This window comes from Candidatus Thiodiazotropha sp. AKIB8 (assembly GCF_058244675.1).
In genome coordinates this window covers 13,262-38,301 of record NZ_JBSYOO010000015.1, presented here as the reverse complement: position 1 = coordinate 38,301, position 25,040 = coordinate 13,262, and the positions used below count along the sequence as shown (strand labels likewise).

The following is a 25,040-nucleotide window of genomic DNA, read 5'->3' as shown; positions in this document are numbered from 1 at the left end:
ACACAATGATAATTGATGCAATGGAGTGCTTACAGTGGCTCGTAAAGTCTATATAAGCGGCTTCTCATGCCGTTTTCCAAAATCCGACTCACCAGAAATGTTCTGGAACAATCTCACCAATCACGTGGATATGGTTTCGAATGAGCCAAAGCGTTGGCCCAGTGGGGCCTTTGGTATACCGAAGAGACTAGGCACACTTCAAGACATCGAAAAATTTGATGCCGATTTTTTTGAAGTGCACCCAAAACAGGCCCATAAAATGGATCCCCAGCTTCGAAAGCTGCTTGAAGTAAGCTATGAAGCAATTCTTGATTCAGGCCTGCAACCCGAATCCCTGAAAACAAAAAAAGTCGGTGTTTTCATCGGCGCTCACTCCAGCGACTCTCAATCCAATTTCAGTAATCAGCTTCATAAATTTAGCGGATACGAAAATACTGGCACTACTCTGTCGATGTTTGCCAACCGCCTCTCCTTCTACTACAACTTTACAGGCCCGTCTATGACGATAGACACTGCCTGTTCATCGTCCCTTGTCGCATTAGATGCCGCATTAAACTCAATACGGGAAGGCCGCTGTGATTACGCTCTTGTTGGTGGAACAAACATTATTTTAAATCCAGCTATAAGTTTAGGCTTTCATAAATTGCAAATGGTTGGAAGTGACGGTGTTTGTCGCTCATTTGACAATAACGGTAAAGGCTACGTCCGTTCAGAGGGAATCGGTGTACTCTTTCTAACAAGAGAAGGGATCAAAGCGAGGAGGCGTGCAGTACTATTAGCTTCAGGTGTAAACAGCGATGGACATACTACTGAAGGGATCACATTCCCTAACGGCTCTGCACACCAGGCACTATTGGAAGAAACCTATAAAAGGGCAGACATAGACCTCCAGGAGATCGAATACATAGAAGCACATGGAACAGGCACACCAGCAGGTGATCCACAAGAGGTGAATGCTCTGGCCCGTTTTACTGAAGAGCGGAACAAACCCCTCAACATAGGATCGGTCAAATCCAATATGGGTCACTCTGAGGGTGCTGCAGCAATGGCTGGCCTGATCAAACTACTCCTCGCCATGGAGCACAAAACAATACCTGCCAACCTCCACTTTAATCAACCTAACGAAAAAATACCCGCACTGCATAATGGGCGGATTAATGTAGTTACCAGTAATCAAAAATATTGTGGCGGAATTCTTGGAGTCAACAGCTTTGGTTTCGGTGGTACGAATGTGCATGCAGTTGTAGCAAAATATAAGGCATCCAAAGTAACCACTGAAGATTATCAGCCGATTCAAATTATCCCTGTAGCCTGTCGCACCGAAGATGGACATCTAACAATCATTGAGTCATTGAAGAGAATTTCATCAACTTCTCTTGACATAGCAAGTCATCAACGGAATATCGCCAATCGACCAACTGCAAAATTCCCCTATCGACACTGCTTGCTTATAAACTCTAACGGTAATGCTCAAACTATCAGTGGAGAAAAAGACAGCACCCAAAACGAGATATGGTATGTATTTAATGGTATGGGCTCTCAGTGGCAAGGGATGGGTAAGGCACTGCTCAATGTCCCTATTCTGAATAAGTCACTCTTGGCCTGCCATGATCATCTAACACAGTTTGACTTCAATCTGGCAGGGCTATTAACCAGCTCCAGATCTGATTCATTTGATACTGCGTTAAACTCATTCCTTGGCATAGCAGCTATTCAGATAGCATTTATTGATGCTTTTCAAGAACTTAATATTCTGGCTGATGGTTTTGTTGGGCATAGCATTGGTGAAATTGCAGCAGCCTATGCTGATGGTGCAATAACAAAAGAACAAGCCATGGAAATTGCCTACTGGAGAGGCCGGGTAGTTGAGGAGACGCCTTCAGCAAAAGGCAGTATGGCTAGTGTTGCCATTGATTGGTTATCGGCTCAAGAATTGAGTAACGAAGATATTTTCCCTGCCTGCCATAATAATGACCAGAGCGTAACATTTTCAGGCCCAACAGATAAAATAGCTGAGTGGTCAGAGGGTCTGAAAAGAAGAGGCATTGAGGTTAGGCATGTAAAGTCTGCCGGTATAGCCTTTCATAGCCCAATGATTGCACCAGCCGAAGCAGCATTTCGCTCTAGACTTGAAAAGATTATTATCCAGCCCAAAGCAAGATCGAAAAAATGGATATGCACATGCCATCCGAAAGATGATTGGCATAAGGCTGAATATGCTTCAACTGATTACTTTGTCGACAACCTGCTTTGCCAGGTTCACTTCAAACAGGGCATTGAGAATATCCCAGACAATGCAACAGTTATTGAAGTCGGGCCTCATATGCTATTGAGTTCTCTAATTACCGCGCAAAAACCTACCATGAACTATATGGGTTTAATGCGCAGAAACTCTGACAATACCGATAGCTTTCATCAAGCCGTGGGTAAACTATTCTGTTTAGGCCAGGACATAGCCTGGCCTGCCTTGTACCCAGAGGATGAAGAGTGCTACTCAAGATCTCTACCTTCGCTTCATAGAGTAGACTGGAACCATGATGCCGACTGGGAGGTTGCTGACTTTTTTCACTATAACCCCAACTCCTCAGGAAAATATGAGCGCAACTTCGAGATAGACCTAAAAGACGAGCAATATGCCTTCATCGCTGACCATATATTAAATGGTAAAATAATATTTCCAGGTGTGGGGTATCTCTATCTTGTCTGGCAAACCTTAGCAGAAATAGAAATGCGCAAATTGGATGAGACGCCTGTCGAGTTCAGAGATGTAACACTAAAACGAGCAACCACACTAAGTAAGAGTGGCAAAATCACTCTGACAGTACGCTATCTCCCGGTATCTGAATCATTTGAAGTAACCGAGGGTAGTAATCTGGTTGTACACGGTCATGTAACAGTCACTGACCAGGACGCCTGGAGCATTGGGGACCAGGTAGAGCAATCCATCGCAGAGTATGAAGGGGAGTCATTCTTAACAAGCCACGACTTGTATAAAGAACTGAGACTTCGTGGTTATGACTACGGCCCTGAATTCAAGAAAGTTGAAAGCATCAGCCAGGATGGCAGTGTAATCAAAATTCACTGGGATGGAAATTGGGCAACATTCCTGGATTGTCTTGTTCATACAACCATTGTCCGGGATACAAAGAGGCAAACCAAGATTCCTGTTTTTGTCAGAAAGATCAATATAGATCCTACGCGGCAACCTGATTACTCGATATTGCCCGCCTATTCCGAGCCCTACTTAAATCAATTCTATACCCATTCAATATTAGTTGAAGGCGCAAAATTTACCGTAATACCACCACACAAAGATCGCACAATCAGTGCACTGAAAAGCTATGAGTTTACACCCTATTTTGAGTCTAATATATTCAATGAAAAAGCAAATGATGAGATCAGGAAATACATTAAGCTGACAACACAGTATATATTCAACAACGCGCAGCGTGTTATCAAAGAATTAAAACTTGACTCCAAGCCACTCCCTCCTCACATTCTTCAACTCGAACAACAGATCAAGGAATTACAATACACTGAAATAGATAAGAGCAAACTCGAATACTATTTAAACCATCCTCGAGGGATATCGTTAAGGCTGGCGCAGCATCTATATAGCAATCCGGAAATACTTCGCGATGAGCCACTTTCTGCAATACTCTCTTTTAACGAGTATCGCTCACTTTACAATAATGACTTGGCAGGTTCGTATCTGTTTTCTGAGGGTTACCTGGAAGAACTCCATTTTGTTTTTTTGGAAAACATACCCCATAAAAAGCCCCTAAAGGTATGTGAGATTGGCACAGGCACCGGCGGCATAACAAGCCACTTGCTACCATTGATGCAGTCCACTGAAGATACCTACTTTATCACTGACATATCTAGCGGTTTTTTTAAACCACTAGAAGATGAATTCAAGCAATATTCAGCAATAACTCGCTTTGAAATCTGGGACATTGACCACCAGGCGCCCGCCAATGTAGGAGAAGATTTAGACCTGATTGTCGCAAGTAATGCTATCCATGCTGCTGACAATATTCTGAATTCATTACAGCATATTTATCATGCTTTGAATGATGATGGATTTTTTCTCCTTCACGAAACAACACATGGCGGCGCACAAAATGCCTGCATGTGGGGCTTCATCGACGAACTTTGGGATTACAACGATCCTGACGTCCGTAGCTATGGCGCTCTGGTTACCCACGAGACATGGCAACAACTACTCAAGCAGGCAGGGTTTGAGATTGTATCCATCAAAGATGACGGCATACTTCTGACCCTCTATTTGTGTAGAAAAAAGAGATCAAACGCACATAAATCTATTCAATACAACGACTACACGGCAGAATTTCGAAAACAGATACAGCATTCATTAACCGCACAAGAAGAGGCTAACAACCAGCGCATTTGGGTCTCTGGTGATGGAATAACCACACCTGGACTTCCAGGAATGATGAACTGCCTTCGAAAAGAGGAAACCAAAAGCCTCAGATGTCTCTTTTTCGAAGATAACAACACGCCATCACCGTCTATGTTAACGCAAGCTTATGAGAAAGATCTGTTCATGAATGTTTTCAAGGAGGGAGAACGGGGCTCTTATCGTTATCATAATTTCAAACCTTCTGACGAAGTTTTGTCTGGGAATGCAACCATGGTAGTTTCACAACTGGGTGATTTATCCAGTCTCAAGTGGACAACCAGCCCACAGCACCTTGAATCAGATCATGATTACGACGTCTATTACTGCGGCCTGAATTTTAAAGACGTCATGCTTGCCAGTGGCAAACTGCCATCATCTGCATTTGATGAACGACTCGAAATTCCGATCGGTGGTGAGTTTTCAGGAATCAGTGCCAGTGGTCAACGTGTAATGGGCTACCTTGGCCTCAACCAGAAGACAAAAATCAAACTTAAGAGCTGCAGCAGACATCACATCTGGGAGATACCCGAAGAGTGGTCTCTGGCAGAAGCCGCTACAGTCCCGGTTGTCTACATGACCGCCATATTAGCCCTGGTTATTCGGGGCCAAATTAAAACTGGTCATAGAGTGCTGATCCACTCTGGATCAGGTGGTGTCGGTCAGGCAGCAATCCGTGTAGCGCTTCACCATGGGTGCGAGATATTTATTACTGTAGGTAATGATGAGAAGCGCAAATTCATCAATTCGATGTTTCCTGAGATTCCTGATAGCCACATATTCAGTTCAAGAGATACCAAGTTCGAAAAAGAGATCATGAACCTGACCAAAGGTAAGGGGGTCAATCTAATACTCAACTCCTTATCTGACGATAAATTAAAAACTGGATTGAGGCTTCTGGACAGTTTTGGCAAATTCCTGGAGATCGGCAAATATGATGCAAACAACAACACCCAGATCGGCATGGAGATTCTACTTCGTGATTGCTCTGTCAAAGGCGTTGGCGTCAACAACATTATTCTTGAGGATGGCGATGAACTTGCACTAGTCAATAGCCTGCTGGCTGAAGGCATTTCAAATGGCATGGTAAAACCACTCACCAACCATCAATTTCACCATAGTGATCTTGAAAATGCCTTCCGTTTTATGGCAAATGGTAAGCACATCGGCAAAGTCATCATAAAAGTGAAGGACGAGCAAGCACTTGCCACAAAACAGCAGCTCCTACTCTGCCAGCAAAAATTCTGGTGCGATCCCAGACGAGCCTATTTAATTACCGGTGGACTGGGTGGATTTGGATTGGAGCTGGCTGACTGGTTAATTCAAAGAGGCGCGAAAACAATTTGCCTGACCTCTCGGCGGGGAATAACAAACGGATATCAGCGCCTGCGAGTCGACTATTTCAGATCCCTGGGTATCAATGTCATTATTTCAACCAAGAATGTCGCACTTAGGGAACAGGCACAGGAACTACTCCAGGAACTCAATGATGTTTCGCCAATAGCTGGCATATTCCACCTCGCCATGGTTTTGCAAGATGCCTTCTTTATAAACCAATCCCATGAAGATTATAAGAAGGTTGTAACTACAAAAGTCGATGCCGCATCAAATATCGACATACTGACGCGGCTCCACTGCAAGCATCTGCAACACTTTGTAATGTTCTCTTCACTGGTTGCCAGCCTTGGTAATCCTGGTCAATCCGCATACGGTTATGCAAATAGTGCATTAGATCATATTTCAAACAAGCGTAGAAACGATGGGCTACCAGCAACCTCGATACAGTGGGGAGCCATTGGGGATGTTGGATTCGTATCTGAGAACAGAGAGAAGGTCCACATTGAAGCACTGGCAACCCAGGAGCAGAGCCTTAAATCCTGCCTCTCATCATTAGATAAGATCCTATCTGGCAGCCCACCTGTCGTAGCTAGCTACGTGCCGCTTAATAAAGATTTATCAACTCAAGGCATCGCCCCCATAAGCAGTATTGAAGTTGGAGATTTTGATACATTAACTAAAAGCATCAAAAGCATTCTCGGTTTAAACCACGATACCAAGCTCGATGAGAAGAAACTATTTCTGGACTACGGTATTGATTCGTTAATGGGTGTTGAAATTGTGCAGAAACTTGAACGCGAATACCATATTCAAGTACCTTTGGCAAAAGTAAAGGATTTAAGCTTCGCCCAACTCAAAACACTATTCGATGAGAACAGTAATTCAAATATACCCAACCAAATTACTTATAACTTCATAGCTGACAGGGAGTTCCCTGTTTTCGATCGCTTCGATACAGGTGATATACAGAACAGTGTCATCTATTTCATCACCGGTTTATTTGCCGATCCGTTTGAGCCGATCAGCATATATCCACCAGCCGTTGGCAATAGCGTCTTTGCTGTTCGATACGAGCATACAGAATCCATCAATCAACTCGCCACGCTCTGGAAAAATCATTTACATAGTTTACCTGATAATGTAACTACTATAAAAATAATAGGCTACAGTACAGGTGCTTCGATACTACACAGGCTTGTTCATTCCACAACATTCGAAAGAGCCAACACCAAGATAACGACCACAACCATCTCACCGCCGGAAGAAGCTGTTTTTTCTCCATTAAAAGATATGAAGATAGATGATTTAAATCAGTTAAAAATCAATGAAGGCATGTCACAAATTAAAACACTACCTGTTTGGGGCGATTATTCTCTGATTCCATTCACAGCCATCAAGAAACAGATCAGTTTTTTAATGGCTGATGATTTTCATGAAAGAGAGCATGCGCCAGTAGACTTGATAGTTTTGCCATCGAAAGATCCTATCTGCTGGAGCTATGAAAAATCGGAAGATTTTGCACAAAGAGTTGAGGTAGTCGATGGCCCTCACGATATCCGCAAAATAAAGTTAACCAACTATTACTAGTAATTCGACGACTAAGTATGTCGCCTTCAGGGTTTTAAGCCTGTCGACAAGAGTGTAGAGGTTCTCTATAAGGGATAGTCCCACTGCATCAATTAATGGCATCGGAGCTGCTCCTGCAACTCCATACACAGCCTATGTATCTAAAAATAGACCTCAAAAAACGGGAAGACTAGTACCGGAGACCCCGGGAGACGATCCAGATCGCCCCCACTGCAACTTTTGAGCGGATTAGGGTGAAAATAGCTTCGATGCACATGGTCACTTGGTGGCTAAAAAAAACGCTACACTGTGAATTACACATTTGTGACGACGCGTGGCTGCTTTGCAACTCCTTGGAATAGCGAACTATTCCGCGTCGTTGCGCGCTGTGCAGAGACGCCACAAGTGTAGCGGGCACAGGGATGTGCAGGAGCGACCCTTGCCCTGCACCACCACAAACGCACACTTCGTGCCGTCCAACTGATCTTTTTTAGGTTAAACTAGTGCACCTCGTCATAGATTCTGTACCATTCAGCGAGTCTGGAAGGGGTTAGCCGCGCCCCGAAGGAAGTGCCCTTGGGGTGCAAGGCATGCCTCGCAGGGAATGGCCCCTCCCTTGCCAAGAGGCATAACGCCGCGGATAACCCCTTCCAGGCTCGCTCGGAGGGAGCCGCCCCAATACGCCAGCTCTGAATGGTACAGAATCTATGACGAGGTACACTAACCTCCAGATTAAATAACACTCAAGAAATAGACACATGTACCGGATAAACCACCTCAACACACTCCTCTTCATTCTCCTTCTCACCTGTCTGATTAACAGCAGCTGGGCGGAAGAGACCTCTGAAACCAACCCTGAAGAGAGTAAAACTGAATCTGTAACCATCCCGCAAACCCTGAAATCCCCTCGTGCCACCATGGAGACCTTTCTCCATGCCATGAACGACATCAAACGGGGATCACCAGAACGTATTGAGGCTGCAATCTCTACCCTGGATCTCTCCGGCATCAACTCTCTGGTAAGGAAGGAACAGGGTAGCGATCTCTCCTGGATGTTGATCGAGGTTCTGGATCGAACTCGGGTAATTGAACTAGAAGAGATCCCTAACAATCCCGATGGACAAACCTATCTCTTTCACAGCTATGAAAATGGAGATATTAGAATTGCTCGCACAGAGTCCGGTGCCTGGCTGTTTGATCAAAACACCGTCAGCCAATTAGCAGCCATCCTGGATGAGGTTGCCGATACCGATCGGGTCAGTGGCAAAGATGAAGAGTCCAGCAAGATTCCCTGGCACATCCGTTTTCGTCAGAAGATCCCTGACTCGCTGAAATCTTCTACCTTTTTACTACCTAACTGGCAATGGCTAGCTCTTTTCGGAACCATTCTTCTGGGTGTTATAGCCGACAAACTGCTCTCCTCTTTTCTACGCTCCGGCGTTCGCAGCTGGCGTAATAAAACCATCCATAATGAGTTCAAGGAGATCTCTGAGGATATTCTTCGCCCCCTGGGCCTGATGGCGATGGCACTCATCTGGTGGAGTGGTATCAATCTGATAGGGCTGACTGAAAATATAATGCTGATACTGCTGGTGGCGGTTAAGTTTCTCGCCAGTATCTCTGGCGTCTGGGCAGCTTATCGCCTGGTTGATCTGGTCTCAGCATTTTTACACAAGCGCGCTCAGCTTACCGACAATAAACTGGACGATGCGCTGGTCCCACTGATACCCAGAACACTGAAGATATTCGTTACTGTGATCGGCTTTGTTTTCATCGCCGATAATCTCAACGTCGACATTTCAAGTCTGCTCGCCGGCCTTGGTCTTGGTGGTCTGGCCTTTGCTTTGGCTGCCAAGGATATGGTTCAGAACCTGTTTGGTTCGGTAACAGTTTTGATGGATCGCACATTCTCGGTTGGAGACTGGGTCATTGTCGATGGCGCTGAAGGCAGCGTTGAACGGATCGGTTTTCGCAGCACCCGGATCAGAACCTTCTACAATTCGGTGGTCACTGTACCCAACTCAAAATTCATTACCGCCACAGTGGACAATATGGGCGAACGTCGCTATCGCCGTCTATCCTGCAAGCTTTCGCTCACTTATGACACGCCACCAGATCGTATCGAAGCCTTTTGTGAAGGCGTTAGAGAGTTGGTACGGCAACACCCCTATATGCGTAAAGACTACTATCACGTCTACCTGAATGAGTTTGCCGCTTCCTCTCTGGATGTACTGCTCTATGTCTTCTGGGAGACTCCGGAGTGGAGCACTGAATTACGAGAGCGTCACCGCTTTATGTTGGATATTCTTCGTCTGGCTCAAGGGCTCGGAGTCGAGTTCGCCTTCCCCACGCAGACACTCTATATGAAACAGGAGGGTGAGGAAGCGGGAGCAAACGCTGAGATGCAACAGACCGAGGCACAGGAACTGGGTCAATCCCTTGCACAGAAGATTGTTGCAGAGACTACTGGAATCGGTGTAAAACCACCGCCTGTCATTATTCGTTAGAGCAGTCTTGCTGAATGACAAATTTTATTCTCGGGTAGGGTGGAGCCATGCCCCACCAAAACACCCTAAGGCGTCGAATGTCCATTAATAACCAGAGCACCCCATCCACTCTATGAGAATTTTCACGATCTCTGACATCCACATCGACTACAAAGAGAATGATCGCTGGCTTGAATCACTTTCCCACTCTGACTATGTCGATGATGCTCTGATCCTGGCGGGTGACATTTCAGATTCAACACCCCGTACTGCTAAATGTTTCGAACAATTGAGCAGTAAGTTTAAATTCGTTTTTTATGTGCCTGGCAATCACGATATATGGGTTAGAGGTGAGTCACAGACAGACTCTATCAATAAGTTTTCCGAACTTCTGTCATTGGCTCAGCAGCATGGCGTGATAACGGAACAAATGACGATACAGGGGATATCCATCATACCTCTCTTTTCCTGGTACGATCTGAGTTTTGGTGAGATGAGTGAGGCGTTGCTGGCTAGATGGATGGACTTTAGCCATTGCAAATGGCCTGAAGCATTAGACACCCCATCTGCTCAAAATGGTTTTTTCCTGCAGAAGAATGAGGTCAGTAAGCTGCCTGACTCTCAAACCGTTATCACCTTTTCACATTTCCTGCCGCGTATCGATTTAATGCCGAGCTATATCCCTAAAAGATTCCGTGACATATACCCGGTTTTAGGCAGCCCGCTACTTGATCAGCAGATACGCAACCTGAACGCAAACATCCATATCTATGGTCATAGCCATGTCAACTGCAGAACAACAATAGACAACATCGAATATATCAACAATGCCTTTGGTTACCCTTCAGAATTTCGCATCACCGCAAAACGGCTTTTGGAAATCACCTAGTGTGGTGCGTCATAGATTTTGTACCATTCAAACGCTGCCAACCCCGCACTCTTCTTTGACTTCTCTATATGGATTTTCCGGGATTCAATCTCTTTGCCATTCGCATGTAAAGTCAGACGATGTTTACCTTCATCCTGTGCCGCAAGTAATCCTCTCGGTCCTCGCCCTACCTCTTGTCCATCAAGTTTCCATACCAACTCCGCAACCACCTTTCGCGTCTCTTTCGGACTATCCATCTCAGCAGAAGAGTATCTGGCATAGAGTGGGATCGGCTGCCATGAGGGTACTTTTACATCCTCCTCCGGATGAACCAGCTCAACACGCCCCCGCCTTGGCGCAAGCTCAAACGACTCACTCAACACAGTAGTGCTGCGAACTCCGTTGGAGTAGGTCACTGACAACTGACAGGCTTTGCCTCCGGGCAGATCATCAAATCGTAGTGTCAGTTTTTTGTTTGGTCTACCGGCACCAATAAAGCGGGAACGGCTGCCATCACAGATCAAATGAACCTCGATCAACGCACCCTCTTCCGGTGTCGAATAATCCAACTCCAGGGTGAAGCTTTTTTTGCGTGAAACCCGCTTATGTGGCCAATCAAGAGTAAGCCTTGGTGCATCCGTTATTAACCGCTCTATGATGACTCGATCTGCACGGTTGAGTCTTAAGCTGTAGGCTCCACTAACCAATGCAATACGCCCTCGCACCAGACACCAGCCGGGATCCTGACGGGCACAAACCACTGGATGGTGTTGCATCACTTTTTCTCGACTCAATACCTTGCCCGATTTATCCAGCAGTTCAAGCTCAGGTGACGGCTCTTCCTGCATTTGAAACGATCTGGATTGAGACCGGACTACCGCTTTAGACCGTATCGGCAAGGTATGAAATCGACCTTTAACATCGATCACACCAGCCAGTTCGATATATTCAATACCACGCTCGCCCTTAGTGGGAAAGGTTGCCGCGTGACGGATCTGTGATCGCTTCATGATTCACTCTCCGATGATGTCAAACATCATCTGCCAACGCTGGGGATGGGTCCAGCGTCGTGTACAGTAGGTCATCAGGTCGAATACCCGTCCTGCCTCATCGTCAGTTGCAAAGATCAGTTCATTGTTGTCGATATCCCAGACCACATCGGTAACCTCTCCACCATCCTCCCAGTAATCCGGGTGGGTGGTCTCATCCAGTGAATTGGCAGCAGGAGGTGAATCGTCGTCCGGGCAGGTGATCGCAAGATGTGATTGGCCATAGATATGGCCAAGTTCATGGGCAAGGGTCTCTTGATTCACCGGCGAGAGCAGGATATTGGATTCAGGAAGTGCTCGTCCCCAGGAGTTGATCGGGGTGAGTAAAGTCCATATCGCATCATCCTCATCGGAGCAGAGAAACCCCGTAAAATCAAGAAACTGGCAAGCACGAATCAGTTGCAGCCACTGTAGATTGGCGTTCCCGAGAATATCGAACTGGTTCGAAGGCGACCAGCCGGGTGGGACATCGATATTACCTACCGGGGTGCTTATCACCCAGGCATCTGCTCCAATGGTAACGGATAGGGTCGGATGGCGCTCAACGACCTCAGGCACCGCTGGCAGATAACGCTGGTAAGCGCTGTTGATCACCTCTGTGCACTCACTGTTGGTGGGAGGATTCGTTGCCACAAAAGATACTGCAGGGGTGGCATCGGTAATCACAATGGTTGCCGGAATATAGCGGACAAAGGGCTTCGCCCGAGCTGCAAACTCTACCGCTTCGATGGTCATCGAAAATGAGTCCTGATAACCCCGCTCACCTGGTGGTGCTGCGGCATCATCAACCCTGACCTGAAGCTGAATATCGATCTCACCAAAACAGAGAGTAAAAGGGATAAGGAAGTTGAGCGTATCCTCAATTTCACGCCGCTCAGGTTCAACGGGCAGATCGATGGTTACACCCGGATTTGGCGTAGCATCTGCAGAGCCATTGACCGCATCCATCCAGGGCCACCAGGGGTTGTTTCCATGTTCACGCACCCGCAGTCGCCCCTTCACCCCTGGCAGCCGATCAAGAGCGCCGAAGCCTGCAAGCTGATGGGTTGCGAAGAGACGTACACCGGTTCTCTTCTCCGCCACCAGCACCACCTCATTCTCTTCAGTTTGCACACCCTGGGTAATCTCTGCATGAGTAATCTCAAGTTGGGGCCGCTTACTCGCCAGGATGCGAACCTGCTTTCGCATCACCCCACACTCGTTACTCGCCTCAAGCTCATAGCTGAATAGCGCTGGTTCAGTGTGGGTCAGGGGTTGAAGGGTCCAGGCGCTACCGGTAGTGATAACCACCTCAGGATTACCCCCAAAATCTGGGCCGTCGTTGCTGATTCGCCGCAGAGTCAGAGTCTCTGCACGTTCAACAAACCAACGCAGCACCACCGAATCACCTGGTGATGCCAACACTGAATCACCAACCTCTCCCAACCCCTCATCGTCCCGTGAATCAGCCTCAAAGAGATTGATTAGAGGTTCACCAACATCCAGGTAGTTGACCCCGATATCGGGAGGACAGGGGATGCCCCTGATTGTCGGCCACTGCGGAAACAGCAGTGGCGACCCAAGACATCGGCTTGCGGAGAGGATCGACCGGGCATCGGCGTTGGCCTGACCGGCAAACTGGTTCCAGGCGTTGACACCGTGAGGATCATAGAAACCGACTGGGCCTGGCTGCACACCATCAGGCAGAGTAATGACAATCTCTGTATCACTCCAGGAGTCTGCCTCAACAGTACGACATCGGCCACTGACACGGAGTACCAACAGACGGTTATCCGGCTGGGTGAAACCAAACCCAGAGCCGTGGATGATCAACAGTTGACCAGCACAGGTCCCTTCCATGACGATGCTCTCGATACCATCGGCAAAGGCGGTTATCCGTCCATACCAGGCTACCGACGGCGCCCCCTCTTCAAGTACCTGAAGCAGCTGATCTTCACAGCCTGCACGCACCAGTTCATCTGGAATTTCAGGTGGTGGTGGACAGGGTGAACCTGGGCCAAAGCCAGGGTCGATACCTGGCCCCCAAGGGTCGCCTTCAGGATCGATGGGATCACCTGGCCCCCAAGGATCTCCAGTGGGATCCCCATTAGGGTAAGAGGGATCACCCGAGCCAGGTTCTCCCCAGTTGAGGGCTTGGTTCTGCTGCAGAAAACTGCTTAATCCCGCATCCCCTCCACGCCACTGAGCCCCTCGCGCCACTTCTAGATACCCAACACACTCACTCAACCCGGCAATGACATCGAAGGCCTGGGACATTCCTGCACCACCACGATAGGCCATGGTAGCCCCCATGTAGAGACCCGCCAGGCCACCCAGCTGGACTATCCGGGCCTGATCGATGTCGGCATGTTGCTTTGGTGCCGAGCGCGCTCGATCCGCTAGCCGTTTTCGACCGCCGGAGAGGTGAGAATGGGATTCCAGGATCTGTTTGATTGCACTGCGTAGCGCTATATCAGCATCAGGCTCATGCTTCAGAACAGAGCTGGCGAGACGATGCAACTGCTGCAAAGTGTAGAGAGGCTTACTGAGTCGACGCATCATAGCGCTGACCTTTGGCCCGTCACGATTTGCCAAACGCCTTACTGTGCGTTGCAGCTCAGCAAGGTTTTCCCGCGCCACAAGATCAGCAAACGTAGTGGTCTCAGGCTGTTTAATTTTTTTCCTGTTAACTGCTTTGGACTTAGCTTGCTTGGAACTTGATGACTTGGTTCGGTTCTTCATCACGCCCCCTCCATTACGCCCCTATGCAGCTAACGAGCGTCAATATTCCATATATCCATCGAGTATAGGTTGCGAATATCCCTTATTAAGTGAATTCCCCAATTATTCAGGGCCTATTTCCTACTTTACGTAGGGTGTGGCCCTGCCGCACCATATTTCCTATAGATAGTTGCCTCGGACCTGTTAACACTAATTGAATAGGCCCTAGGGTGAGGTTGGGCACACCCTTCTAACAAATAGCATTAGATTCTGAAACAGGTTAAACGTGAGCGGTAATACTCGAGCGAGTATCAATGCAGTTGAAAATAAACTATAGGGTCAATAGTTATCGAGCAACTGCTCTACCAGTCTGGTCAATCTATCCAGTGCGCCACGATTCTGATCCACCAACTCTCTACCGGCCTCACCAAAACGACTTCGTTCACTGGCATCGCTCAGCCATTGGGTAATCTGCTGAGCCAACACTTGCTGTGACTCCACTTGAACCGCTGCCTGCTGGCTGAGGAAAAGTTCGCTGATTTCGCTGAAGTTGAACATATGCGGCCCAAACACCACAGCAACACCCTGTGCAGCAGCCTCGAGGATATTGTGTCCGCCATGAGGCACCAGGCTGCCACCGATAAAGGCTGCATCAGAGGCACCTATGAACAGGGTCAGCTCACCCATGGTATCCCCCAGGAACACCCCGACCTCTGGGTCGCAGGGTCGTTGCTCACTCCGTTTGACCAGTTGAAAGCCCGACTCCTCAACAAGCTGAGCGACCCGTTCGAAACGTTCTGGATGACGGGGCACCAACACCAGCAAGGCATCAGCAATGGTTCGCTGAACCTCAATATGGGCCTGAATCAGCAACTCATCTTCACCCTCGTGTGTACTTGCAGCGATCCATACCGGTCGCCCAGCGCCCCACTGACGACGCAAGACATCGGCCCGTTCCAGCAGACTGCCGGGAAGATGGATATCAAACTTGATACTGCCGATAACTTCCAGCTGCTCGGGTCTTGCACCCAGGGTATGAAACCGTTCTGCGTCAGCTTCTGCATGAGGTGCAATCATGGTCAGGTTACGCAATGCCTGACGCGTCAGACCCGCCAGCTTGTGATAGCCCCGAGCAGAGCGTACTGACATGCGGGCATTGGCCAACAGGGTCGGCACACCTTCCCGCTTGGCGTAGTAGATCAGATTAGGCCAGATCTCTGTCTCAACCAGAATCAACAGCTGTGGCCGAAAGGCTTGAAGATAACGCAGCACAACCCAGGGCAGATCAACAGGCGCATAACGATGCTCCACCTCTGCACCAAACAGCGCCTTGACACGATCAGCCCCTGTCGGCGTGGTTGTGGTGATCAGCAACGGATGCGATGGATACTGATCCAGCAATCGACCAACCAGGGGTGCGATCGCCTGCACCTCACCTACTGAAACGGCATGTATCCAGATACCCTCCTGCCGCTCTGGCAGGTCAAAGAGTCCGAAACGCTCCAGCCATCGCTCCCGATAGGCTGGGGCTTTGCGGGCCCGCCAGAAGAGACGCAATGGATAGAGTGGCGCTAGCAGCAGCAACAGTAGGGTATAGATATATCGCATGGCAGTTGATTGGCCTAATCCTTATCCTCAAACTGCTCACTGAATTGATGGCGACAGAGCTGATAGTAGGCGCCCTTCTGATCGATCAACTGTTGATGTTTTCCCTGCTCTATAAGCTCACCGTCGTGCACCACAAGAATCCTGTCCGCATGCTGAATAGTGGAGAGCCGGTGGGCGATCACCAGGGTAGTGCGTTCATGGGTCAGTGCCTGAAGTGCGGCTTGTACATGGCGTTCCGACTCGGTATCCAACGCCGATGTGGCCTCATCCAGTAGCAGAATCGGTGCATCTTTGATCAAAGCCCTGGCAATCGCCAGACGTTGACGCTGACCACCGGAAAGTCTGACCCCATCCTCTCCGATACGGGTCTCGAAACCGTCAGGAAGCCGCTCGATAAACTCTAGAGCATGAGCACTTTTTGCCGCTTCGATAATCTCTTCCCTGGTCGGCTCGCCCGTTGCGCCATAGGCGATATTTGCCGCTACGGTATCGTCAAAAAGAACCGACTCCTGCCCAACATAGGAGAGCTGTCGACGCAGGCCGAGCAGGCTAAGCTCCTGGGCATCTATCCCATCAATCAGAATACGTCCGCCTGTTGGGTTATAGAATCGGGGAATCAGGTTCGCAATCGTGGTCTTACCGCCACCGGAGTGCCCCACCAAGGCCACTGTAGTACCCGGTTCGATATCAAAACTGATCGGCTTCAGCGCATCCTTTTCCATATTGGGATAACGAAACGAAACCGACTCGAAAGTTACCCGTCCCTCTGCACGCTGCAATGGCTTGCTACCGGTGTCGACCTCTGCAGGTTCATCGATCAGACCAAATACTGACTCAGCTGCCGCAAGCCCCTTTTGCAGTGGCTGGTTGATACCGGTAAGCCGCTTGAGTGGTGAGAACAGCAGGCCGATAGCAGCCATCAATGAGACAAATCCGCCAATAGTCAATTCACCCAGAAAGGTATCATGGGTACTCACATAGACCAGTGATGCAATCATGGTTGCGCCTACAATCTCCACCAGCGGCATATGGGCGGAGCCTGCAACCTTGCTCTTCATGTTGTAACGACGAACCCAATTGGCCCGTTCCAGAAAACGCTTCTGTTCGTAGGGACGCCCTTCGAAGATCTTAATGACCTTATGGCCGCGCACCGACTCCTCGAGCACCTGGGTCATTACCCCCATGGTCGTCTGCAGAGAACGATTAACCCGACGCAAGCGCACCGCCAATAGACGAACAGTGACCACGATCAGCGGCAAGGCCAGAAAGATCACCATCGTCAGCATCCAGTTCAGATAGAGCATGTAGGCCATCAGACCAATCACCACGATGGTATCTTTGACCAGCGTGGTTAACACTTTGGTCGCCGCCATCGTCACCTGGTTGACGTTATAGGTCACCTTGGAGATCAGGGTTCCGGTGGCGTTGGCATCGAAATAGGTCGTTCCCATGGTGAGTATGCGCTCGATCATCATCCGGCGAAGATCGAGAACCACTTTTCCTGCGACCCACTCAAAAGCCACATTGGTGACGAAGTTCATCAACCCACGCACAGTAAACAGCAGGATCAATAGTATCGGAGACCAGAAAACATAGTCAGGATCTTTCGCAACAAAGCTACCATCCAACATCGGTTTCATCAGGATTGGAATCGCCGGCTCAGTCAATGCCAGCAGTACCATCGCCCCAAGCGCCCCACCAAACTGTCTCCAGTAGGGTTTTACCCGTTGCAACAGACGCAGATAGAGCTCACGACCTGACATACCGGGCCCATCCACCCCACCTTTATCATTCGACATCGCGCATCGCCTCCACGATACGGCTGGTCGACACACCGGGCAGAAAATCGAGCACTTGAACCGCACCACCGTTTTTCACTACACAGTCGTAACCAGCGATCTCTTCCGGTTTATAGTCACCTCCCTTCACCAGCAGGTCTGGTTTGATCTCACAGATCAATGACTCGGGGGTATCCTCACCGAATGGCACCACCCAGTCCACCGAAGCCAGACCAGCCAGTACCGCCATTCGCTGCTCGACCGTATTGATCGGCCGCCCAGCTCCTTTCAGACGACGCACAGAATCATCCTCATTGACAGCCACAACCAGACGATCGCCCAACTGTTTGGCCTGTTGAAGATAACGCACATGCCCCTCATGCAGAATATCGAAACAACCGTTAGTCATCACGATCCGCTCACCCTGCTGGCGCGCCACCCTGGTCGCCTCAGCCAGGGTTTCCCGGCTCAGAATGGTATGAAAATCGAAATCACCCTGACTGATCAGTGCCCCTTTGAGCTCTTCCAGGCTGACACTGCCGGCACCCAGCTTTCCGACCATCAGACCGGCAGCAACATTGGCCAACCCAGCCGCATCCTGAATCGGCATACCTGCAGCCATTCCGGCACCCAATACACCGATCACAGTATCCCCGGCACCTGTGACGTCAAACACTTCCCTTGCCCTTGTGGGCAGATGCAGTGGCGGCACATCTTTCTGAATCAACAACAATCCCCGCTCACTCAGGGTGATCATCAGCGATTGCAGGTTCAGTTTCTCCCGTAACGCCATGCCCCGCTCATTAAGAACCTGATCGGTTTCGCAATGGCCAACCACCGCCTCGAACTCCTTCAGGTTCGGGGTCAGTAGTGTCGCATCACGATATTTTTCGAAATCACTCCCTTTCGGATCTACCAATACCGGCACACCCTGCGCCCTCGCTGCGGCAATCAGACGCTGTGGCTGCTGCAAGGTACCCTTGGCATAATCAGACAGAATCACAAGGTCGCAGTCGCCCAGCTGCTGTTCGTACAGCCCTTCCAGCTCGGTCAGGTCTACTTGCCACATGGGCTGCTCAAAATCCAAACGCAACAACTGCTGATGCTGACTGATGACCCGCAGCTTGGTTATGGTCGGTACCCCAACCTCTCTCTGCAGCAGACACTGAACCCCCGCATTGGTCAGCTCAGTGATCAAGCGGCTACCCGCTTCGTCTTCACCAATCAGCCCGCATAAACCAACCTCCACACCGAGACTGGTCATATTCAAGGCAACATTTGCCCCACCCCCCGGGCGTTCTTCGGTATCATGCACATGAACCACGGGAACCGGGGCTTCGGGGGAGATTTTGGCGGCAGCACCCTGCCAGTAGCGATCAAGCATCAGATCGCCCACTACCAGAACACGCGCCTTACTGAAGTCAGGAAGCTGAAATTGCATCAAACCGTTAACATATATTGCGACAAACGCCCTAGTTTAGGGGGGGCGACAGGTAGTAACAAGCTGAATTCCAGAACAGAGCATGGCAAAAAAGCGTAAACACTCACTCTATTCACCCTATAACTGGCCTGCATGGCTCGGTTTAGGCCTGCTTTGGCTCACCAGCCAACTCCTCTCCTACTCCATGACACTCTCCATTGGCCGCGCCATAGGACGGTTGATCTACCACCTCTCGCCTAAACGCAAACACATTGCCGCGGTCAATCTGGGGATCTGCTTTTCAGACAAGACTGAGCAGGAGAGGCAGACCATTCTCCGCCAACACTTCGAATCTCTCGGCATCGGCATGTTGATGATCGGCTTTGCCTGGTGGGCCAAAGAGAGCAAGTTGAAACCCCTGGTCGAGATCGAAGGATTAGAACATCTGCAACAGAGCCTTGCACGGGGCAAAGGAATCATCCTGCTCAGCGCCCACTTCACCGACCTTGAGGTTACCGGTCGTCTGCTGAGTCTGTTTCAACCCTTCGCTGTGATGTACCGCCCCCATGAAAATCCGGTCATCGAATGGGCCTTCAATCGCAACCGGCGTGAGCGTTTCGAAGCGGCCATCCCGAGAAACGAAATCCGCCAGGTAATACGCACGCTGAAAAAGAACCTGCCTGTCTGGTACGCACCGGACCAGAGCTTCAAGGGACAGAACAGCACCCTAGCCCCCTTCTTCGGCGAACCTGCCGGCACCAACACCGCAACCTCTCGCCTGGCAAAGATCAGTGGTGCTCAGACGATACTCTTCTCAGGCTACCGCAAAGCAGATGGCAGCGGTTATAAACTGGTGATCCACTCTCCCCTTGAGGATTTTCCCTCCGAGGATATTCAGTATGACGCAACACGCATAAATGGGCTGATTGAAAAAGCAGTTGCCTATGCCCCGGAACAGTATCTTTGGATTCACCGACGGTTTAAGAAGCGTAAGGTAATACCTGATCCTTACTAAGAGATTCTTTCTCCAGATATCATCTCTATCTCAATGGTGCGGCAGGGCCGGCACCCTACGCGCCATTCTGGCTTATGGTGGGGCATGGCCCCACCCTACCAATCCCGAACAGGCATGACCCCACCCTACCAATCGATTATTGTAGGGTGGGGCCATGCCCCACCATCTGGGCTGTAAATAGATAAGCTTCAATCACACCTTTGATCCAGATGCCCGCACCGCGGAGAGTAGTTGATTACACCAGCAGATTAAATTACCACTTCATCATCGGAAGCGGTCGCAATGGATGCTTCAGCAACCACTTACCAGCCCTCTTCAACAGACTCCTGTGAAACCCCTCGTTTGGAAACGCAGCTTTCACCTGATCGATGTATGCTTTTTGAAGACCAAACTTAAACAAACCCAATGAAAAATCGACCAGATCCCCTCTCCTGAAAAGCTCCACCAGAGGAGATGCGTCATCTTTAAATTCACGAATTTTATGGTGCTCTTCGATCATCAATCGAATCTCTTCCGACCAGGACTCAAGACCTCTGCACTTTAAATAATCCATTGCCGGTGGTATTGAAGGCGGAATATAGTCAACCGTATCTTCTATCCATATACCGATATCAATCAGTTACCTTCCTACAAGAGTTAACTACAACGTTTTCACTGCCCCCTTCTCTTATTCCATTATGACGCGGTTTTAAAGTTACAACTTCTCGACTACCTATTGGTGAGGCATGGCGTCACCATGTACGTCATATTTTTATAACCAACGCTAAGCAGAGTCACTATCCAGATAATTCACACTCAAGAAACGAGGTGAACAGATAGCATAAAAAACCAGATCATCTGTTCCATAATTGGTAATACGCTGACGGCACATTGGCGGAATAATTACCACATCACCGGCACCCACTTCGACAGGCTTTTGATCATCTATCTCCACACGCCCACGACCTGAAACAATGAGATAGCGCTCAATCGTTTCCTTAAGCCGGTGCCAACGGGTAGTTACACCCGCTTCCACTCTCGCTCTTGCGATCGATAGACCGGGATCATCATCAGAGTTAGACACCTCAATAATATGACACAGCTCATCAGTATAAAACTCGTTCTCAAGATCCTGGTGTTTAATTTTAGCTTTCATCTAATTCACAATATTCGAATAGTTGCATCTTATGCTATAGCGCCAGTTTAGATTGAATCACTCCAATCATTCAAACACCATCCACTTACAAAAGGAAACCGACAAATGAGTATCATAGCTTATGACATAAGTGTTTATTCATGGTTAAAACATTGAGCCACAGTTCGAACAGTAAACTGATTTCAGAAGGCCTCAGCGAATTTGCTTATACTCTTCCCAATCAGTAAAGTTCCTCAAACAAAACCACATTTCGTGGCCAGAAGGGACTACATCATCATGGAAGACCTGGCTTTCTTGGGAATAGCGGGTTATGAAATCGATTCATATTCTATCCACATCACCGCCGACAACAGATCATCTTGTCCCGATCCCTCGCTTAAGCCAACAGTGGATCAACCTTCAGAAAAAGCATCAAATGTTTTGGGTGAATGGACCAAGCGGTTCAGGAAAAACATCCTCTGTAGCCCAACACCTGAACAACCAACCTGACATCCCGGTTTATTGGTTTCGTCTTGAACATAGAGATAGAGATGCTGCACTTTTTTTTCAGCGGCTCCACACGGCTTTCTCCCCTCTACTGGGCAAATACCCCAAGCCAGCACCATTCGATGATCCTCTGCTCTCACTCAAGGAGTTGCTCTCTTCAATAGCATCTCAGCTTGCCGAAAACGCCTCCTTTGTCTGGGACAATATCGAGCTATTGAGTGATAACAAAACACATATCGAGGCCTTGTATGATTTTTCAGTTCAACGCAAATCCTCTGGATTGACGTTTCACATCAGCCAATCCACCCTCCCGGAATATCTTCAAGCAAACAATGAGATCTGCTGTATAAATCCAGAGGATCTGCGTTTGACCCAGGTAGAGTGTGGAGAGATAGCCGGTCATCTCAGGAAAAAGCCCTGCAACAGCAAATCTGCTGCATCCCTTCATCGGCTCAGCGAAGGGTGGATTGGTCCCCTTGCTGCCACAATCCATGCCTATCCACCTGCTGAGAGTAGTGGCAGCAAGCTAAACCCTGGCCACCTCCTCTGGCAAACACTCAATACCAGAGATCAAAAGCTGGCACTTCAACTCAGTTTACTCCCGGAAATAACACCCGCCCTGATCACCTCATCGATGAACAGTGCCGATGCTAAACGCAGCCATCAACTGTTGGCAGAACTACCACTTGTAGAGACGACAGGAAATAGCACCAGAATCTATCGACTCCATCCATTGCTGCTGAAAACCTTTACCCGGAAATGGCATGAGATGCCTGAGTTGAACAGGAGTGACAGCACCATTGCCATAGCTAAAACCTTAACAAAGGAGAACCGTTTTTATGATGCAGGCGAGTGCTATATCAGTGCTGAAGAGTGGCCTGAACTGCACAAGCTGATTAAACAACGTGCGGAAACAATGCTACTGGATGGCAGCACCCAGGTGCTTAAACATTGGATAGAGATGCTGCCTGAGAATGTTCGTAGTAGTGACCCCTGGTTATGCTATTGGCTTGGCAGTTGCCAACGTTTCGATCAACCCCATCAGGCTTGGCCGCTACTCGAGACTGCATTCAACCAGTTTCGTGATTGCGAAGATGTTTTGGGTCAATATTCATCCTGGCTGGCAATCTCCGAATCGATGGCCTTGGTCTTCGATGACCTCCATCCACTTAAACAGTGGCTCGCGGAGTATGACGAGCTTCGGCGTCGACACCCACGCTGTCCTGATTTCCCCATGCGGGCCAAAACTGCCACCTTTGCTGGTGTGATCATGACACTGATTGCACCAAAGCATCCCCGTTTACGCACCCTGATTCGTTTCAGTGAGTTTTGTGCCCGTATGATGCCATTGAAGACGCCACGTTTGGCAATGTTCTCCTATCTCACCTTCCACTACGCCAGTACCGGGCAGATTGCTCGTCTTCATGCCCAGGCAAAACACCTGCTCCCCGCACTCGACAACCCGGCACTGCCAACACCACTACGTCTGTTAGCCTGTTCGATGGTTGGTCTGCATCAACTTATTGCTGGCCAGGAGACAGCCGAAGAGACCCTGGATGGTGCAATTCTGTTATCACAAAGTGCCGCCGGGGGTGCCTTCCGCAGTAACCCCCGAGCCTATCGTGTCTATTGTGACATCATGGCGGGACGCAACCAGCAGGCCCAACAAGGGCTGAAGGAGTTTCATGAGCTGATTCGACCTGGTCACCGAATGGATATTGCCCATCACGACTTCATGTCCGCCTGGCTTGCAGCATTGAGTGGAGATACTGCACAAGCATTGGCACAGAGTGAAGAGTCTAAGCTGCTCAGTGCAGATCTGGCTTTTGATTTTGGTGTGGCACTGAATACCAATCTACGCGCACAGCTATTCGCAGCAATTGGTAATATCCCTGCCGCCCAAGAGGAGCTGCAGGAACTGAAACATCTTTGTAACGAAAGCGGAAGTCACATGCTATTGGTCATGCATGACATCAGTCGTGCCTGGCTCTCTTTAACCGAGAGCGACATTGATTCTTGCACTACATATCTGCAAACCGCATTTACCCTGGCAAAACAAGAGGGCATTTACGCCTACCAGGGATTTATCCACTTTGTGGTGGCTGATCTCGCTCTGTTCGCGGCAAAAAAAGATATGTGGTCGAGCTATATACAGAAACTGGTCAGTCGCTGGCAATTACACCCTGAAAAACTCTCCCCTCTGGACGACAACTGGCCCTGGCCATTACGCATTCGCGCCCTAGGCCACTTTGAGGTAATACAAAATGGTACCGTGCTGGATTTGAGTCTTGGTAAACACAAAAGACCCGTCGAACTGCTCAGCGCCCTCATCGCCGAAGGGGGTAGAGATGTTGCAAAGTGGCTGCTTATCGATCATCTCTGGCCCGACAGGGATGCAGACAAATCCAGTCACGCTCTGGATAACCTGCTGCATCGCTTGCGTAAACTATTAGGGGCTGAAGCCATTGAAGTCAACGCTGGCCGAGTCTCCCTCAATCCTCAATATGTCTGGCTGGATACCTGGGCCACGCAAGCATTGAAAACAGTCAAACTCACCGACAGTGATCCCATCACAGCCATGAACCATCTGATGCGCTGGTATAGAGGTCGGTTATTTGCTGGTGATGAGAGTGGCTGGCTCCTGGCACCGAGAGAGTCTTTGCATAGCAGTTTTCTACATCTCGCCCTAAAAATTTCTGATGCACTGCTATCTCATGAACAAACCAAATTGGCAGTCGAACTCTGGGAGCACACTTTACAAATCGACCCTATGTCCGAGCCAATATATGAACAGCTCATTCGTTACCACCTCGACCAGGGACGTTCAGGCGAAGCCATGCGGATCTATCAGCGCTGCAGTCGTATCTTTGATCAGGAACTGGGTATTGCACCTGGTAATGCCATCCTGACACTGGTTAAAGAGATGACGGCTTAATCATTCTGGTGTAACTCTCTTCCTCTCTCCCCATATCACAGATACCTCAACCGACCAACGGTAATATTCACAGGGTTAACGGACCCCGGATGTGAGCTACCTGTGAGGTCACTCTTCGTACACTGCCAGCCATAAGAAACAATATCAGAGAAGGGCTTGTGATTCAGCCTGATGGGGAGTTCAGCCACCAATCAGCTCCCTAAGCTGCCGGATCAATCCTGCCCGGATACGACCAG

General features: G+C 49.1%; 12 protein-coding genes. 5 read left to right on the top strand and 7 right to left on the bottom strand.

Going from position 1 to position 25,040, the window contains the following annotated elements:
• Nucleotides 1-34: 34 nt before the first annotated feature.
• The 3 genes from AC4IFB_RS02580 (at nt 35) to AC4IFB_RS02570 (ending at nt 10,699) form a co-directional block, all read left to right on the top strand.
• Nucleotides 35-7,345 (top strand): SDR family NAD(P)-dependent oxidoreductase, encoded by a 7,311-nt coding sequence (locus AC4IFB_RS02580; RefSeq protein WP_490779308.1) that lies wholly within the window; start codon nt 35-37, stop codon nt 7,343-7,345.
• A gap of 737 nt (nt 7,346-8,082) precedes the next feature.
• Nucleotides 8,083-9,831 carry a mechanosensitive ion channel family protein gene (locus tag AC4IFB_RS02575; protein ID WP_490779307.1) on the top strand — a complete coding sequence of 583 codons (1,749 nt, stop codon included), beginning with the start codon at nt 8,083-8,085 and terminating at the stop codon, nt 9,829-9,831.
• Nucleotides 9,832-9,943: 112 nt separating this feature from the next.
• Entirely contained in the window at nt 9,944-10,699 is a 756-nt protein-coding gene (locus AC4IFB_RS02570; protein ID WP_490779306.1) for a metallophosphoesterase family protein, read from the top strand.
• Here AC4IFB_RS02570 and AC4IFB_RS02565 read toward each other — a convergent pair.
• The 5 genes from AC4IFB_RS02565 to hldE all read right to left on the bottom strand — a co-directional run bounded on the left by AC4IFB_RS02565 (nt 10,696) and on the right by hldE (nt 19,254).
• On the bottom strand, nt 10,696-11,688 hold the full coding sequence (locus AC4IFB_RS02565) for a hypothetical protein (RefSeq protein WP_490779305.1): 993 nt from the start codon (nt 11,686-11,688) through the stop codon (nt 10,696-10,698). The genes AC4IFB_RS02570 and AC4IFB_RS02565 overlap by 4 nt on opposite strands.
• 3 nt (nt 11,689-11,691) lie before the next feature.
• Entirely contained in the window at nt 11,692-14,448 is a 2,757-nt protein-coding gene (locus AC4IFB_RS02560; protein ID WP_490779304.1) for a hypothetical protein, read from the bottom strand.
• Nucleotides 14,449-14,766: 318 nt separating this feature from the next.
• Entirely contained in the window at nt 14,767-16,035 is a 1,269-nt protein-coding gene (gene waaA / locus AC4IFB_RS02555) for a lipid IV(A) 3-deoxy-D-manno-octulosonic acid transferase (protein ID WP_490775210.1), read from the bottom strand.
• A 14-nt stretch (nt 16,036-16,049) separates the two neighbouring features.
• Entirely contained in the window at nt 16,050-17,834 is a 1,785-nt protein-coding gene (gene msbA, locus AC4IFB_RS02550) for a lipid A export permease/ATP-binding protein MsbA (protein ID WP_490775211.1), read from the bottom strand.
• On the bottom strand, nt 17,824-19,254 hold the full coding sequence (gene hldE, locus AC4IFB_RS02545; RefSeq protein ID WP_490779303.1) for a bifunctional D-glycero-beta-D-manno-heptose-7-phosphate kinase/D-glycero-beta-D-manno-heptose 1-phosphate adenylyltransferase HldE: 1,431 nt from the start codon (nt 19,252-19,254) through the stop codon (nt 17,824-17,826). Before hldE ends, msbA begins: the two co-directional genes overlap by 11 nt.
• A gap of 82 nt (nt 19,255-19,336) precedes the next feature.
• Between hldE and lpxL the strand changes: the two genes are divergently transcribed.
• Nucleotides 19,337-20,248: an LpxL/LpxP family Kdo(2)-lipid IV(A) lauroyl/palmitoleoyl acyltransferase gene (lpxL, locus tag AC4IFB_RS02540; RefSeq protein ID WP_490775213.1), complete on the top strand. Its 912-nt coding sequence runs from the start codon at nt 19,337-19,339 to the stop codon at nt 20,246-20,248.
• Between the two features lie 253 nt (nt 20,249-20,501).
• Here the strand turns inward: lpxL and AC4IFB_RS02535 are convergent, their stop codons facing one another.
• Both AC4IFB_RS02535 and AC4IFB_RS02530 read right to left on the bottom strand, forming a co-directional pair.
• The gene (locus AC4IFB_RS02535; RefSeq protein ID WP_490779302.1) at nt 20,502-20,747 is read right to left on the bottom strand and encodes a hypothetical protein; all 246 of its coding nucleotides are present in this window, start codon (nt 20,745-20,747) and stop codon (nt 20,502-20,504) included.
• A gap of 264 nt (nt 20,748-21,011) precedes the next feature.
• Nucleotides 21,012-21,383 carry a cupin domain-containing protein gene (locus tag AC4IFB_RS02530; protein WP_490779301.1) on the bottom strand — a complete coding sequence of 124 codons (372 nt, stop codon included), beginning with the start codon at nt 21,381-21,383 and terminating at the stop codon, nt 21,012-21,014.
• Between the two features lie 310 nt (nt 21,384-21,693).
• On the opposite strand from AC4IFB_RS02530, the gene AC4IFB_RS02525 reads away from it, so the two are divergent.
• The gene (locus tag AC4IFB_RS02525) at nt 21,694-24,804 is read left to right on the top strand and encodes an AfsR/SARP family transcriptional regulator (RefSeq protein WP_490779300.1); all 3,111 of its coding nucleotides are present in this window, start codon (nt 21,694-21,696) and stop codon (nt 24,802-24,804) included.
• Nucleotides 24,805-25,040 lie beyond the last annotated feature (236 nt).

What these genes read in the sequence shown, in the direction of transcription:
- AC4IFB_RS02575 (WP_490779307.1), top strand. Translation starts at nt 8,083, where the DNA reads ATGTACCGGATAAACCACCTCAACACACTCCTCTTCATTCTCCTTCTC.
- AC4IFB_RS02570 (WP_490779306.1), top strand. Translation starts at nt 9,944, where the DNA reads ATGAGAATTTTCACGATCTCTGACATCCACATCGACTACAAAGAGAAT.
- AC4IFB_RS02565 (WP_490779305.1), bottom strand. Translation starts at nt 11,688, where the DNA reads ATGAAGCGATCACAGATCCGTCACGCGGCAACCTTTCCCACTAAGGGC.
- AC4IFB_RS02560 (WP_490779304.1), bottom strand. Translation starts at nt 14,448, where the DNA reads ATGAAGAACCGAACCAAGTCATCAAGTTCCAAGCAAGCTAAGTCCAAA.
- waaA (WP_490775210.1), bottom strand. Translation starts at nt 16,035, where the DNA reads ATGCGATATATCTATACCCTACTGTTGCTGCTGCTAGCGCCACTCTAT.
- msbA (WP_490775211.1), bottom strand. Translation starts at nt 17,834, where the DNA reads ATGTCGAATGATAAAGGTGGGGTGGATGGGCCCGGTATGTCAGGTCGT.
- hldE (WP_490779303.1), bottom strand. Translation starts at nt 19,254, where the DNA reads ATGCAATTTCAGCTTCCTGACTTCAGTAAGGCGCGTGTTCTGGTAGTG.
- lpxL (WP_490775213.1), top strand. Translation starts at nt 19,337, where the DNA reads ATGGCAAAAAAGCGTAAACACTCACTCTATTCACCCTATAACTGGCCT.
- AC4IFB_RS02535 (WP_490779302.1), bottom strand. Translation starts at nt 20,747, where the DNA reads ATGATCGAAGAGCACCATAAAATTCGTGAATTTAAAGATGACGCATCT.
- AC4IFB_RS02530 (WP_490779301.1), bottom strand. Translation starts at nt 21,383, where the DNA reads ATGAAAGCTAAAATTAAACACCAGGATCTTGAGAACGAGTTTTATACT.
- AC4IFB_RS02525 (WP_490779300.1), top strand. Translation starts at nt 21,694, where the DNA reads ATGAAATCGATTCATATTCTATCCACATCACCGCCGACAACAGATCAT.